Annotated in this window: 15 protein-coding genes; 13 read left to right on the top strand and 2 right to left on the bottom strand. The window is 44.6% G+C overall.

Annotation, left to right across the window (positions count from 1 at the left end):
• The first annotated feature begins 3 nt into the window (after nucleotides 1–3).
• From F551_RS16325 to F551_RS0105840, 11 genes are all read left to right on the top strand, one after another.
• On the top strand, nucleotides 4–699 hold the full coding sequence (locus tag F551_RS16325; RefSeq protein ID WP_018996547.1) for a cation:proton antiporter subunit C: 696 nt from the start codon (nucleotides 4–6) through the stop codon (nucleotides 697–699).
• The gene (locus F551_RS0105790) at nucleotides 696–2231 is read left to right on the top strand and encodes a monovalent cation/H+ antiporter subunit D family protein (RefSeq protein WP_018996548.1); all 1536 of its coding nucleotides are present in this window, start codon (nucleotides 696–698) and stop codon (nucleotides 2229–2231) included. The genes F551_RS16325 and F551_RS0105790 overlap by 4 nt, the downstream gene beginning before the upstream one ends.
• Complete coding sequence (locus F551_RS0105795; protein ID WP_018996549.1) at nucleotides 2228–3736, top strand: monovalent cation/H+ antiporter subunit D family protein; 1509 nt, start codon at nucleotides 2228–2230, stop codon at nucleotides 3734–3736. The genes F551_RS0105790 and F551_RS0105795 overlap by 4 nt, the downstream gene beginning before the upstream one ends.
• Nucleotides 3733–4101: a hypothetical protein gene (locus F551_RS0105800; protein ID WP_018996550.1), complete on the top strand. Its 369-nt coding sequence runs from the start codon at nucleotides 3733–3735 to the stop codon at nucleotides 4099–4101. The genes F551_RS0105795 and F551_RS0105800 overlap by 4 nt, the downstream gene beginning before the upstream one ends.
• Nucleotides 4101–5870, top strand: coding sequence for a Na(+)/H(+) antiporter subunit D (locus F551_RS0105805; RefSeq protein WP_018996551.1), 1770 nt, complete (start codon nucleotides 4101–4103; stop codon nucleotides 5868–5870). The genes F551_RS0105800 and F551_RS0105805 overlap by 1 nt, the downstream gene beginning before the upstream one ends.
• A 149-nt stretch (nucleotides 5871–6019) precedes the next feature.
• Nucleotides 6020–6451 carry a MucR family transcriptional regulator gene (locus tag F551_RS0105810; protein ID WP_018996552.1) on the top strand — a complete coding sequence of 144 codons (432 nt, stop codon included), beginning with the start codon at nucleotides 6020–6022 and terminating at the stop codon, nucleotides 6449–6451.
• Nucleotides 6452–6571: 120 nt separating this feature from the next.
• Nucleotides 6572–7108 carry a PAS domain-containing protein gene (locus tag F551_RS0105815; RefSeq protein ID WP_233355217.1) on the top strand — a complete coding sequence of 179 codons (537 nt, stop codon included), beginning with the start codon at nucleotides 6572–6574 and terminating at the stop codon, nucleotides 7106–7108.
• 188 nt (nucleotides 7109–7296) lie between these two features.
• Nucleotides 7297–7632: a helix-turn-helix domain-containing protein gene (locus tag F551_RS0105825; protein WP_018996555.1), complete on the top strand. Its 336-nt coding sequence runs from the start codon at nucleotides 7297–7299 to the stop codon at nucleotides 7630–7632.
• A 55-nt stretch (nucleotides 7633–7687) separates the two neighbouring features.
• A complete protein-coding gene (locus tag F551_RS0105830; RefSeq protein ID WP_018996556.1) occupies nucleotides 7688–8365 on the top strand; it encodes a DUF6456 domain-containing protein in 678 nt (225 codons plus the stop codon).
• A gap of 242 nt (nucleotides 8366–8607) precedes the next feature.
• Nucleotides 8608–9399, top strand: coding sequence for a hypothetical protein (locus F551_RS0105835; RefSeq protein ID WP_155825815.1), 792 nt, complete (start codon nucleotides 8608–8610; stop codon nucleotides 9397–9399).
• On the top strand, nucleotides 9399–10388 hold the full coding sequence (locus F551_RS0105840; RefSeq protein WP_018996558.1) for an acyl-CoA desaturase: 990 nt from the start codon (nucleotides 9399–9401) through the stop codon (nucleotides 10386–10388). Before F551_RS0105835 ends, F551_RS0105840 begins: the two co-directional genes overlap by 1 nt.
• Before the next feature lie 57 nt (nucleotides 10389–10445).
• On the opposite strand, the gene F551_RS0105845 is transcribed toward F551_RS0105840, so the two are convergent.
• Nucleotides 10446–10871 carry a SufE family protein gene (locus F551_RS0105845; RefSeq protein ID WP_018996559.1) on the bottom strand — a complete coding sequence of 142 codons (426 nt, stop codon included), beginning with the start codon at nucleotides 10869–10871 and terminating at the stop codon, nucleotides 10446–10448.
• 97 nt (nucleotides 10872–10968) lie between these two features.
• Nucleotides 10969–12009 (bottom strand): hypothetical protein, encoded by a 1041-nt coding sequence (locus F551_RS0105850; RefSeq protein ID WP_018996560.1) that lies wholly within the window; start codon nucleotides 12007–12009, stop codon nucleotides 10969–10971.
• 132 nt (nucleotides 12010–12141) lie between these two features.
• On the opposite strand from F551_RS0105850, the gene F551_RS0105855 reads away from it, so the two are divergent.
• The gene (locus tag F551_RS0105855) at nucleotides 12142–13545 is read left to right on the top strand and encodes a sensor histidine kinase (RefSeq protein ID WP_018996561.1); all 1404 of its coding nucleotides are present in this window, start codon (nucleotides 12142–12144) and stop codon (nucleotides 13543–13545) included.
• 77 nt (nucleotides 13546–13622) lie between these two features.
• Nucleotides 13623–14102 (top strand): hypothetical protein, encoded by a 480-nt coding sequence (locus F551_RS0105860; RefSeq protein ID WP_018996562.1) that lies wholly within the window; start codon nucleotides 13623–13625, stop codon nucleotides 14100–14102.
• Nucleotides 14103–14137 lie beyond the last annotated feature (35 nt).

Genomic DNA, 14137 nt, shown 5'->3' on the forward strand with positions numbered 1-14137 from the left:
AACATGCAATTCGTACTGGACCATTATAATTATTGGATCATCATTTTGTTGATGATGGGAGGGCTCTATATTTTGTTTGAGAGCCAAAACCTCATCAAACGCCTTGTTGGTCTTTCGATCTTTCAAACTTCAGTCATCGTACTTTACGTCACACTTGGTAAAGTTGCTGGAGGAACTGCTCCAATTTTTGTCGGCGGAGGTCATCACGGCGATGAACATGGTGATGAAACAACACATGGAGATCATGCAACTGCGCATGGGCCTGAAGCAGCAGTAGCATCTCATGGCGAGGTTCATGAAAACGGTTACCACATCGAACCTTCAGAAGGCCATGCCGATGCCTCTCACATTGGGGATGCACTTGGTGAAGAAGCTGTTCTGGCGGATGTCGTGGAGCCAGCAGTTGAGTTAACTCATCACGGTGATGAAACTGTTCAGGATGTTGCTCATTCCGCTAAAGAATTATCCCATGATACAGCGTCACATGGAGCAGACGCAGCGCATGGCGCAGTTGAAGTCATCTACTCCAACCCATTGCCTCACGTATTGATGCTGACTGCAATCGTTGTTGGTGTTGCGACATTATCTGTTGGTTTGGCTTTGGTTGTGCGCATCCGCGAAGCATATGGAACCATTGAGATGGATGATGTGAACGCTGCAGATATTGCAGCTGGTGAAATGGAAGGTGAAAAAGCATGAATATGTTTGCAGACCTTCATCTAGCGCCCGAAGCGCTAGCTGTTCACGCGCCAGTGCTGCTTGTACTTGCGCCATTCATGATGTCGACCGCATCTGTGTTTGCACCAAATGGACGTTTTGCTTGGGGCATGGCTTTGCTCACTTCTGCATTTACAGTGTGGATGTCTTTGGTGTTGGCGTCCGATGTAGCTAGGGAAGGTGTAATATCCTACCACATGGGTGGATGGGCTCCGCCGCTTGGAATTGAATTCCGCGCCGATGGCCTGAATGTTCTAATTGTTATACTAATTTCCTTTATGGCGCTGATGTCGGCTTTGTTTGCTCAGCCAGCTGTAGCCCGCGAAATCAGGACAGAAAAACAACCCCTTTTCTATACAGCGTTCCAGATTTGTCTGGCAGGTTTAATGGGAATGGCGCTGACAGGCGATGCGTTTAACCTGTTTGTGTTTTTAGAGATTTCTTCTATCGCGACATATGTTTTGGTGGGCTTGGGCGCGACGCGTGATCGACGTGCACTTACTGCTGCCTTCAATTATCTCATCATGGGAACAATTGGAGCGAGCTTCTTCGTAATTGGTGTTGGTTTCCTTTATGCGGCAACTGGTACGCTGAACATGGCGGACATTGCAGAGCGGCTAAATGGACTTGATGACTCGCGTGTTGTTCAAGCAGGATTTGGCTTTATCGTTGTTGGGCTTGGGCTCAAAGCAGCCATGTTCCCGCTGCATCAATGGTTGCCGAATGCCTATGCATATGCGCCTAGCTTTGTAACTGTATTCTTGTCTGCAACAGCGACTAAGGCTGCCTTTTATGCATTGGCTAGATTCATATTTACAGTCTACGACCCCAACTGGGACTTCGTCGTTGCAGCGATGAATTATGTGCTTGCACCTGCTGCGTGTTTGGCAATTCTGTTTTGCTCATTCCAAGCAATCTTCCAGCTCGATGTTAGAAGAGTTTTGGCATACTCTTCGGTGGCGCAAGTTGGCTATATGTTGCTTGGCTTGTCTGTTGGAACCGTTGCGGGATTATCAGCGGGGATGTTCCATCTTGCCAATCACGCCTTGATGAAAGGTGCATTGTTCATGGCCGTTGGAGCGGTCGCATTGCATTCCAATGTCTGGAGAGTTTGTGATTTCAAAGGCGCGGCCAAAACGGCTCCTTTGACGATAGCTGGTTTTACTGTTGCTGCATTCTCATTGATGGGAACTCCATTGACTGTCGGTTTCCTATCTAAACTGCGTTTGTATGATGCGGTTGTCATCAATGGTTGGTGGTGGGCGGCTGTCGTTATTGCAACGTCTTCAATATTGGCATTTTTCTATGTCGGCCGATTATTGCAGGCAGCTTACTTGATGAAGCCGGATGAAGGAGCGCCTGAAATCAAAGAAGCACCAATGGTGATTTTATTCGCGCTTTGGGTTCTTGCTGGCCTCAACATTTATTTCTTCTTCGACTCAAGCTTACCGTTGGGATTAGCCGAAGCAGGTGCGGAAGCCGTGCTAGGTGCTAGTGCAGGAGGTGTGCAATGAATAACGAACTCCTGATTCAACTAGCACTTGGAATACCATTATTCTGTTCTATTGCTGTTTGGGCTTTTAGAAGTGCACCAGACGCGCGCGAAACTGTTACAATGCTGAGCGCGATTAGCTTGTTCATTGTAGCCCTTTCAATCGCTATGCGCGTCAATGATGGACAAGTCTTGGTCTGGAATGTTGCTGAGGCAATGCCGGGCTTTGAAATAGCGTTTAAAGTTGAACCTTTAGGTGCTCTGTTTGGATGTATTGCATCCGGCCTTTGGGGCGTAAATTCGCTTTACTCCATTGGCTATATGCGCGGAAATAAAGAGCAACATCAAACGCGTTTCTATATGTGCTTTGGTATCGCATTGTTCGGCGCAATGGGCGCAGCATTTTCAGCCAATTTGTTCACGCTTTTTGTATTTTATGAAGTGCTGACATTCTCCACTTACCCGTTGGTGACACACAAGGGCGATGAAAACGCTTTGCGTGGTGGTCGCATCTATATGAAGACATTGGTAGGAACATCGGTGGGGTTGTTCCTAGTTGGAATAATCGGAACTTATGTTGTCACAGGAATGACGCCTGACGGGTTTATTGCTGCGAACGCAACAACAGATTTCATTGAAGGCGGTATTCTAAACGGCCATGCGTCTTTGTTTGTTGGTTCTGTTTTGCTGCTCTTGTTTGTGTTTGGAATAGGTAAGGCTGCGATTATGCCTTTCCATTTCTGGCTTCCAAATGCGATGGTTGCGCCAACCCCTGTATCGGCTTTACTTCACGCCGTGGCAGTTGTGAAAACGGGTGTATTCGCGGTCTTAAAAATTGCTACATATATCTTTGGTGCGGATTATTTGAGTAGTTTGCCTGGTCAAGAAATTGTGCTGGTGGTCGCATGTTTTACAATCATTGTTTCGTCTTTGATTGCGTTGACAAAAGACAATCTAAAAGCGCGTCTTGCATATTCTACAGTATCACAACTTTCCTATGTGACAGTTGGAGCAATGCTTGCTTCGGGTGCCGCTATGATGGGAGGAGGGTTGCAGATTGCGATGCACGCTGTCGGTAAAATCACCTTGTTTATGTGTGCGGGCGCTATCTATGTTGCGACTGGCAAAGGCAATATATCGGAGATGCGTGGATTGGGCCGAAAAATGCCAATCGTGTTCACGTGTTTCCTTGTAGGGGCGTTGTCGATTATTGGTGTACCTCCAATGGGAGGAAGCTGGGCGAAATACCAGTTGATTGTTGGATCTTTGGAAGCGGACAAAGTATATGTCGCGTGGACACTGATAGCGTCTTCGATCCTGAATGTAATCTATCTCATTCCTATCGCAATTTTAGCGTTGATGCCGCCTAAAGGGGCTCCAGAACCAGCAGCTTACAAAAGGGAAGGCGGGACACCGCCATTGGCAGTTATTCCTCCTGCAATAACAGCTGTTTTGTGTGTAGTGATGTTTTTCGGAATAAATACTCTTTATGACTTCCTTCTTCCAGTATTTGGGAGCCGTCCATGAGCAATGATATGAACCAGAATAAAAGTTCTGATGACGCGACGCCGCTTGCCAAACTACTGTTTGGTTGGACCGAAGCCAAAGCAACTCCAATGTTGTTCTTGGTTGGCTTGATCCTGGTTGCTATTGGATTGTTTGCTGCAGATTTTGTGTTGGCTGCAAAGCATATGAAACATGCATATAAGCCGATTAAGTTTTCAGATATGCCCATGTTTTATGGGCTGTATGGGTTCTTTGCTTTTGGTTTTGTGGTGTTGTGTGGTTGGCCATTGGCGAAGTTACTTCGCAAAGATGAAAACTATTATGGTGACCTTGAAGGTCTGGATGCAGATGAGACTTCGGTTGATGCAGGTAAGGAGGGCAAATAATGTCCTTTGAGTTTCTAACGGAAGTAAATCCAGGTTTTGCAGTTATCTTTGCAGGGGTATTGGCATACTTTCTTCGAGTGCCAGTGTTGCGCGCAATAATCACAATTGGTGGACCAATTGTTGGTCTAATCATGCTGGTGTCATTGTCTGAGTTTGGTGTTGACCACGGTGTTATGCGTGTCATGGATCTGACAGCGATAACTTATCGCGTTGATTCATTGTCATTCATTTTTGCTTTGGCATTTTTGATCGCAGCCACAATCAATTCTATCTATTCATTACACAATAAAGACCCGCTCCAAGATGCATGCGCATTAATCTATGCAGGGGCAGCGATCGCCGCGTCTTTGTGTGGTGATTTGATGACTGTCTTCTTCTTCTGGGAGCTGACGGCGGTTTCTTCCGTCTTCCTGATTTGGCAAACAGGAACGAAGGCTGCTTACAAAGCCGGTATGCGTTATATAGCAATCCAGATATTGTCTGGTGTATTGCTTCTATTTGGTGCTGTGTATTTCCTTGGAAACCACGGAGATCTGTCTCTGCGGGCTATTTCGCTTGAAGAAGAGGGAGCTTGGTTGATCTTCCTTGGTTTTGGTATCAAGGCGGCGTTTCCATTCCTGCACAATTGGTTGCAGGATGCATATCCAAAAGCAACGCCCACTGGTGCTGTGGTATTGTCTGCATTCACAACAAAGTTGGCGGTCTACATGTTTGCTCGGATGTTCCCGGGCGAACACATCCTGATTTACATCGGGGCGGTGATGACAATCTTCCCTGTTTTCTTTGCTGTCGTCGAAAACGACCTACGCAAAGTGCTGGCGTATTCACTGAACAACCAAGTTGGTTTCATGATTTGTGCGATTGGTGTTGCAAATCTTGATACGGAGTATGGTCGCTACGCACTCAATGGGGCTGCGGCACATGCTTTTGCGCACATCATGTATAAAGGCTTGCTGTTCATGAGTATGGGGGCGGTCATGCATCGAACAGGTACGACACAAGCCTCTGAACTTGGCGGTCTGTGGCGAACCATGCCGTTAACGGCTCTATTTTGTCTCGTCGGGGCTGCTTCGATTTCGGCATTTCCACTATTCTCCGGTTTCGTAGCAAAATCCATGACCATGTCTTCTGTGGGGCATGAAGGGTTTGTGATTGTATGGTGCATGCTGCTGTTTGCATCCGCTGGGGTGTTGGAGCATTCGGGAATCAAGATTCCATACTTTGCTTTCTTCGGACATGATTCGGGTAAGCGCCCCAAAGAAGCACCATTCAATATGTTGGTCGCAATGGGATTCTCAGCCTTTATTTGTATTGCAGTTGGTTTCCCGGGCCTTGGTGGCGCTAGATGGCTTTATTCGAACCTCCCATATCAAACAGAAGCCCTTTATTATCTCGACCATTATTTGTGGACGTGGGATCACGTGATTACACAATTCCAATTGCTTGTGTTGGCGATGTTGGCATTCGTGTTGATGAAGCGATTTGGACTTTATCCAGCTGAGAAACCTGGTGTCGTGTTGGACTTCGATTGGACATATCGTCGATTAGGCTTTGGAGTTGCGACTTGGGCGGGAGATGTGTGGGGCCGTGCAGGGCCTGCAATGGCCAATGGTTGGAAGCAGTTAGGTGGGCGAGTGCACACCTATTTGACGCATGCATTCAGTCCTGAGGGCATCCTAAGTAAAGGTGGTCCAAGTGGTTCAATGGCTGTGTGGGCTGCCCTTGTTCTTGGGTTAGTTATTGTCGTTTCAATTATATCTGCAATATAGTTTTGTCTTTATTTGATGAGCTGTTAAATTAATTTCTTGATATAAATGAAGTATCACTAATTATTTTAGCAGTTCTTACTCTTTACATTAGCGCTGACATGTAGAATTTGCTTGTTTCAAATTATCAAGCTTAACGTAAAGAGTACAAAATGACTAAAGATAGCGATGAAATCTTGATCGCAGCTGAAAATGAAGGTGCACTTATTGGTGTAGTTTCAGAAATAGTTTCAGCCTATGTTGGAAATAATCCAGTACCGGTCGCCGACCTTCCAGGCTTGATTGAAAACACATACAATGTAGTGAACGATCTAAACAGTCGCTCACCCAAAGAAGTGAAAGCTGATCAGAAACCTGCTGTTTCTGTACGAAAATCTCTTAATGATGATTATTTGATCTGTCTTGAAGACGGAAAGAAGTTCAAGTCCCTGAAACGTCATTTACGCACGCGTTATAACATGTCTCCCGATGAGTACCGTGAGAAGTGGGGATTGGCCGCTGACTATCCTATGGTTGCTCCCAATTATGCAAAGCAAAGATCTGATTTGGCTAAGCGTATGGGGCTAGGCCAAGCCAAAAAGTAAACAAGAAGTAAACAATAAGTTAATTAGATCAATTCGGATCCGAAACAAAATATAGAATCATTAATACTAGAACAGATTCATCTTTACTGGATCTAACACTTGCCAAAACCTGAATATTCGATGAATATAGATAAATATTCCGAATCAACAGGGCATGGGGCACTTATGATAACGGGCGATACGCATATTGACCTTGCGGGGCAAATGACGCTTCTCAATGAATGGGTCGCTAATTCTAGCGATGGTAAAATTGCTTCACGTGATGCAATGAAGCCAGCTCAATTTATTTCTGAGTTGGCTTATATATCTGTTCTAGAAAAAATTGATTCTGACTTGTTCTTTAGACTTTCCGGATCTGAAATCAGAAAAATGCTCGGTCGAGAGACTAAAGGGCATCGATTGGTTCAATTTCCTAAACTGGCCAATTCTCAAAGTGGCGTTCGAGCAATTAAAACTGCTTTCGCATCGGGACAACCGGTTTCAGGAACAGATGAATTGGATCAGAATACAATTCACTTTTGGTTGCGCCTTCCGGTTATGGATAGATCGGGAGAAGTCACGCAGCTAATCTGCCACGATAGAATGATTGATCATTCAATGCTGGAAGCTGAAGCGCCTAGATATGCTATGAATAGGACTATCGGCAGAGCCGCCTAGTTATCCTACACAATGGGAATTATTTCTTTAAAAGCGATGTTATGCATCGCTTTTTTTGTGCCGTTTTTATGAGATTTGGCTAAGAAAATGATCACAATTAGGATTGAAAGCATTTTGAAAAGGAATATAATCCTACAGTGATGAGGTTAGGGCATTATGCTTTTATCAAAGTATAAAGTGAGGTTGGAATGCAATTCATTAGACAGTCAGAAGATTTTGCAAGAGCGCGTTTAGCGGGGTCTTTATCAGGGTATGTATTTGACGTGAGCCAGGAAGAACTATTCGGAAATACACGTGGATTACAAACAGTCGCATTGGCCCGGCAAGTGGCAATGTACTTAACGCATGTATCATTTGGTCTGAGCTTAGCACGTGTAGCGAATGTGTTTTTGCGAGATAGATCGACCGTTGCGCACGCTTGTCATTTGATTGAAGATAAGAGGGATGACCCAAAGTTTGATGAAATGCTGGAAGCTTTGGAAAATGCTGCGAGAGCTGCGCCCACACCAATGATGCCGCATTGATTGGTTGGTCAGCGTGAGAATTTCCGGACCAAGATTGCGTCGTATAAGGCGGGCAATGCAAAGACCCAATGTATATTTAATGCGGCAGGGCGATCAGAAGAGCGCAGATTGGTGCTTGCGCTCCAATCAAAGCGGGCGATGGAAAATTTTGTTTGGTGTCAGCGAGGATGAATTTGAGCAAATACTACAAGCCGGACTTTTATTAGAGGGAAGGCAAGAGGCAAGCTATCAATGGAATGACGCTGGTTTTGCAGATGTGAATATCGCTAATGAAGCCAAAGAGAACATAAACAGTTTTTCCCATGTTCCTTCTGGGAAATCCGGATTTGGATATCTCGTTTCGCAAGCGGTGAATGGTAAAGGACCGCTGGATGCAAGAATGATAAATGCCGCACAAAATTATATAACCGATGTAGAAATAAGCATGAGCGTAGCAGGGCAGGTTATGAATTGGGATCGTGTTGCGCAGGTGCAATCGCACAGGAAGGGAGTACATCAAGTTGGTGTGCATGGAAGGGGAATGCAGGCCAAGATGCGGCTTAAGCAACTACAAACTTGTCTCCTCAAAGAGGAGCTCGCCTTAATTGATGCAGCCTGTCTGGCGCACTATTCATTGAGCCGGATCGAATTGAAATTCGACCTTCCCACACGCAACGCCGGAAAAACCCTAGCGAATGCTTTGGATAATTTAGCGAGAGCATATGAAATGGAGTTGGCTGGTGGACGGAGGTAAAGAGAGGCTATTAATGGCCCTTGAGGCAATGCGGCCATATAGACAATTGCAACACATATAAGGAAGATGCAAAGCTTATTGGAGTTTGGAGGGGGAAGCAGTTGTTTACTTTAAAGCCACCTAAATGGGTCTACGTGCTATTCCTCATGGGAGCATGCAGTATTGGTATCAGAATTTTACTTGATTCTAGTTTTGGAAACTCCGCGCTTTTGTATGTTGCTGTCCCGTTTTTGGTTTCAATTTTGATTTTTCAGTTTGTTCCAAGCCCTGAAGGTCATAGTAATTTTGGCCGCTTTTTATACCACATAAAAATAGCAACTATTATCTTCCTCGGGACCTCAGCATTCCTTTTTGAAGGTTTTATATGTGTCCTGTTTTTCGTCCCTATTTATTATGTTTTTGTGACTCTAGGATATTTATGTGAAGAATTTGCTGATTGGTTGGACAGAAGAAAATCCCGAAATACAACCCTCAAATCCAGCATAATTCCAATCTGCGTTGCTGTTCTTGCGATTGAAGGGTTATCTCCCTCAACCACTTTTGAACGACAAAGTTACATTCAGCATGAAATTATTGTTGACATGGACATAGGCACACTCAAATCCAATCTGGCCAAGCCAATAGAATTACCAAAAAAACGCCAATGGTTTCTTTCTATTTTTCCACTACCAATAGAAACTGAAGCTGGATCACTTCAAGATGGGGACATTCATAAGCTAAAATTCATCTACAAAAAGTGGTTTTTCACAAACATTCATGAGGGGGAATTTCACTTAAAAATTGATGAAGTTGGAAGTCAGCATGTCAAAACTTCAGTCGTAAAAAATACAAGCTATTTGTCGAAATATTTGAAAGTAAAAGGAACGGATATTGGGTTTGAGCCATTAGAAAATGGTCAAACAAAAATCTCATTAAGTATATCCTATGACCGCTTACTTGATCCAGCTTGGTATTTTGCGCCTATGCAGGAATATGCAGTTCAGCAGAGCGCAGATTACTTTGTTAATTCCGTTTTCCTGAGAGAAGTAATGTAATGTCAAAGTCTGTCCAAGACGCAGCCCAAGGCGCTTTTAAGGTAAATTCTCTTTCAAATTTGGAAACTGCGGATCCAGTTGCAGGAAAAGTGGTTTGGGATGCTCCGCGTTCAATTTGGAACACAGTGATATTCATGGGAGCAATAATTCTCGCTCCAATTCACTTCAATGCATCGGCTCTTTTCATGTTTTTGATTTTAACGTCGATCACCTTGTGCGCTGGTCACTCAGTAGGTTTTCACAGAAGACTTATTCATAAGAGCTTTGATTGTCCCAAATGGCTAGAACGGGTTCTCGTTTACATCGGAACGATTGTCGGGATGGGGGGGCCTATTTGGACTATCAAACTTCATGACAGCCGAGATTGGGCGCAAAGGCAACCAGATTGTCATTCTTTCCTCCGTCATGAACATAGTTTTCTAAAAGATGGCTTACTCTATCTCCATGGAAAACTGGTTTTAGAAAATCCACCTAAGTTTGATGCAGGAAAAGGTATTTCAGACGACAGGTTTTATAATTTTTTGGATAGAACGTGGATGTTGCAACAATTGCCAATAGCCGGAATACTTTACATTACGGGTGGCATGCCTTGGTTAGTATGGGGCGTTTTTGTTCGAGTTGCGGCATGTACGACAATGCATTGGGCTATATCATATTTTGCTCATACGCGAGGTCCGAGTGATTGGGAAGTTGATGGCGCAGTAATCCAGGCACATAATGTTCCACTGTTGGCTATTCCAACAATGGGCGAAAGTTGGCATGGTAATCACCATGCGTTTCCAAGCTCAGCGAAACATGGATTATACCCTGAACAAATTGATCTTGGTTGGTATTTTATTTGTCTGTTGAGCTGGGTGGGGTTAGCTAAAAACGTAAAAACCCCCAAAGATTTACCTGCCAGAAAGAACATAAGACCTATGTCGGATCGAGCCATGAGTATTGTTTCTCAGGCGCAATTTACTGAACTAAAAAACAGACAGCGCCCCTAAGCTGAATGTCTGCTTTGGGTTAGAAATAAATTGCCTCTCAATCTCTTAACGAGAATCTTAGACAGCTTCAGCATCCGAACGTATACGGTTGAGCATGGATTTGAAGCCGTTGGAGCGTTGGGGGGATAGGGCTTCATCAACGCCAATGCTGGAGAAAAAGGCTTGGGCGTCGAACGCTAAGATGTCTTTTGGTGTATTGCCCGAATAGATATTCAGAAGCAGGGCGATCAGGCCCGAGACAAGAATTGCATCTGATGTACCCCTGAAATGTAGAGTTCCATTCTCCTTGTTTTCTGTGACAAGCCAGACCTGACTGGCGCAACCTAATACCTTGTTGGTATCGTTCATTTCGGCATCGCTGAGCGGCTCTAATGATTTTCCAAGGTCTATGATGTGGGCGTATCTGTCTTCCCAATCAGTTAGGAATTCAAAATCTTCACGCAATTCGTTTGCGGCTTCTTCAAGAGGGGTAGCATTTGTCATGAGGCATATAAAAGGCCCGCGAGCGTAACTTGCAAGCGGGCCTTTGAATTTTCTACAATTAAATCGTCTATTTAATGCGATTAATCGGTTTCATTGCTTATTGGGCAACGTCTCCAACACATTCACCAATGTCAGAAACAGCGTGCTTGCGCATACAAGCCTGAAGGCCGTAATGGTCTGATTGGGTTCCCACACATTGATTGAGTTGTTGTTGAGCAAATTCAAAACAATCTTTCGCGCGTCGATCATTCATAGCTTTCACAAAACCGATGTCAGATGTGTTTGAAGCACCGATGATTTCATAAGCGGCAAGTGAAGCCATGTGATTAGCTGTCTCTGTGCGTGCTGGGTTCACTGAATAACGACGCTGAGTCAGAGAAGAAAAAGCTGACATTGGTGCGTTGGTTGCAATGCTTCTGGCGCGTTCCCATGCATTGGATTGTCCTGCTTGTGCAAGGATGCTTCCGATGTTTGAAGAGTTGAACATGTTACGTGCAGTCGAAGAAACCGGACGACCTGAATATGTCATGGACTTTAGCTTGGTGGCGCGCTGGGCACCGTCACGGATGCGTTCTTTAACCCAAGATTGATTTTGCAGGTGTGCTTCTTGTGATTCCATAAAAGAAGCCGCACTTGAAATGTATCTAGCATCAGCTTCCGCAGCAGCTAGAGCAGATTGAAGTGCTTTGTCACCACCTTTTAGTGTTGTTGCGTAACCGGGGGATTTACGAAGCCCATTTAGAAACCGTTCGCGACCGTAATAAGATTCAATTTCACGAACAGAGTTTGCAAACTCACGGTTTTGGGCGGCCACAAGAGCCGAATAAGACATCCATCCCGATGTAAGCTTGGTCGCGTTGTGTCCACCTAATTCATTAAGGCGTTGTTCGATTTCACCTTGAGAAGAGAATGCTCTGTTTCTTACTTGAGAGACATCACCTTGGTAGGTTGCATAAGTTGCTGCAGCAGATGTCACCAATGCTGATGGTCCTGATCTTGCAGATTGTGTACTGGCGTAAGTAGGTTGTACATTGTTGCCCGGCTGGCTAACTTTCGTGGTTTGCACAGTTTGAGCACCAGCAATCCCTGCGGAAAGAGTAGCGATGGTAAGGCATTGGAACCAACGGGTAAGACGCATGAGTGGGGATCCTCTCGGTTTCAATTTAGATGAAGCAGTGGGGTGATACTGCTTCGATGATTCAATTTTAAATCATCATATTTTAACGCAACAAATTTACTCTATCTGCATAATCGTTTAAGGCTAGTTACGATGATTAAAATAATCCAACATAATGCAGTTAACACTGTCTTGACACCTTCGGAAGTGACTGAGCAACGCGCGACTTGGATTCTGTTGTGTCTTGTTATTCTTCTGGTTTTATGGATTAGCGGTACTAGCTTATTGGTGAGCACTTTTGTGTGCGCGATCGTATCTTTGCCTGCAATTGCTCAGATTATGACGTCGAAATTGCAAGGTGAAACATCACATGAATTGGAAATGGCCGTCTGGATAGTTGTGGTGATGATTGGTGCCACTGCAACTGGTGGAGCTGTGTCGGCTGTTTCAGTAGCGTTCTTTATTCCGGTCGTGACAGCGCTGTCGCTTGGAAGAAAGAGACAGGCGATTGAGGCTAGCGCGTTCTCAGTTTTGGGGTTTTGTCTTGCTGCATTGTTGTCGAGGATGGGATTTCTACCCATAGAGCCCAAATTGTTAAATCCTGCGCCGGCTATGTTTGCTTTGGTTTCATTGATATATATGGCGTCATTGGTGCGTAAAATCCAACTGGCTGACAATTCTGCAGGAACATTGGCGAGAGTGCGGGAGCAGGCTTCTCATCAGATATCGCGTTTATCAAAGCAAAAAGAAATTCTGGTCAATCGGCTGGAAACATCTTCGCAGAGACTAGCACACGCCCGAAAAGAATTTAGTCAAGAGCAGGACAAAAACGCAGATCTAGAAAGAACGTTGGATCAACGCGCACTTTATTATGCAAAGACCAGTCATGAACTGCGTACGCCTTTGAATGCGATTTTAGGGTTTTCAGAGGTGATGAAGGAAGAGCTGTATGGTGAACTTCCAGAAAAGTACAAAGAGTATGCACAGATGATTCATGAAGGGGGTAAGTCCCTTCAATTGACTGTTGATGATGTGCTTGACCTGACAAAAATCGAATCTGGGAATTACGAAATTCGACCGGAAAAGGTCTCACTCACGGAAATAATGTGGGACATGGTGCGTTTTCTGTCCGACCAAGCAAGACGATCCGAAGTGAAATTAAGTGTTTCAAGTAAGAGCAAAGATGTTGAGGCATTTGCGGACCCGAGGGCTGTACGCCAGATAGCTCAAAACCTAGTTTCCAATGCTATTAAGTTTACGCCTCATGGCGGTTCGATTGCGATTACAGTTCGTGAAGATGAAGAAAGCGGTGCTTGGTTGAGTGTGAAAGACACTGGGGCAGGAATAGATCCTGAAGTGTTCGAAGATATTCTCAAACCATTTGTACAAACTGAGGCAGCAAATAAAGCTAACAAGGTGGGAACAGGATTAGGCCTTTCGGTTGCAAACGCATTTGCAAAACTTCATGGCGGGCACATGCAACTCGATTCTGAAGCTGGTGAGGGAAGTGTTATTTCAGTATTCTTCCCTGAAGAAGGTAAACATTCGCAAGAATAGGGCATCATTCTGTTTGAATGCTCGTCATCATTGGCAGCATGGTTTTATTTAAAAGTTTGGGTGACAAATAAAGCTCAATGTCGGAAATTTCTCAGCCAGACCGTGATTACCTAACAAGCCTGTTTGATGAACGAGATCATTTCTCGGTTGGAGCTTGGGACAAAGAAAACCATGTGACTGGAAATGTAAATTTTGATTTTAATGAGATGTTCGAAATCATTGATAGTCAGTTGACGACAACGTCCCGTAGAGAAGATGAAGATTCATATGAAATTGCCTTCGAGCCGAAAGATGATTTTCGACTTTTGATTCTTCTAAAAGATCAAAGCGCTATCATTGGAGAAGGGATAACTCCACGAGAGTTTTACCGGTTGATGAAAGCAATGGCTGACCGGTTTGAGCAGCCAAATTCACTATATGTCTGCGGTGGAAGCATTAGCTATTCTTGGTTGCGCACTGATCTCCCTGAAAAAGAAGCCGTTATGCATATGCTGAAACATGATGATGGCGTTCGTGAGGACTTGGGATTGCCAGAATACGATCATACACAATGGTAGAAGACGAATTTGGAAAGATAACCGTCAACACTACA

Source organism: Hirschia maritima DSM 19733 (genome assembly GCF_000378345.1).
In the GTDB taxonomy this organism is placed as follows: Bacteria; Pseudomonadota; Alphaproteobacteria; order Caulobacterales; family Hyphomonadaceae; genus Hirschia; species Hirschia maritima.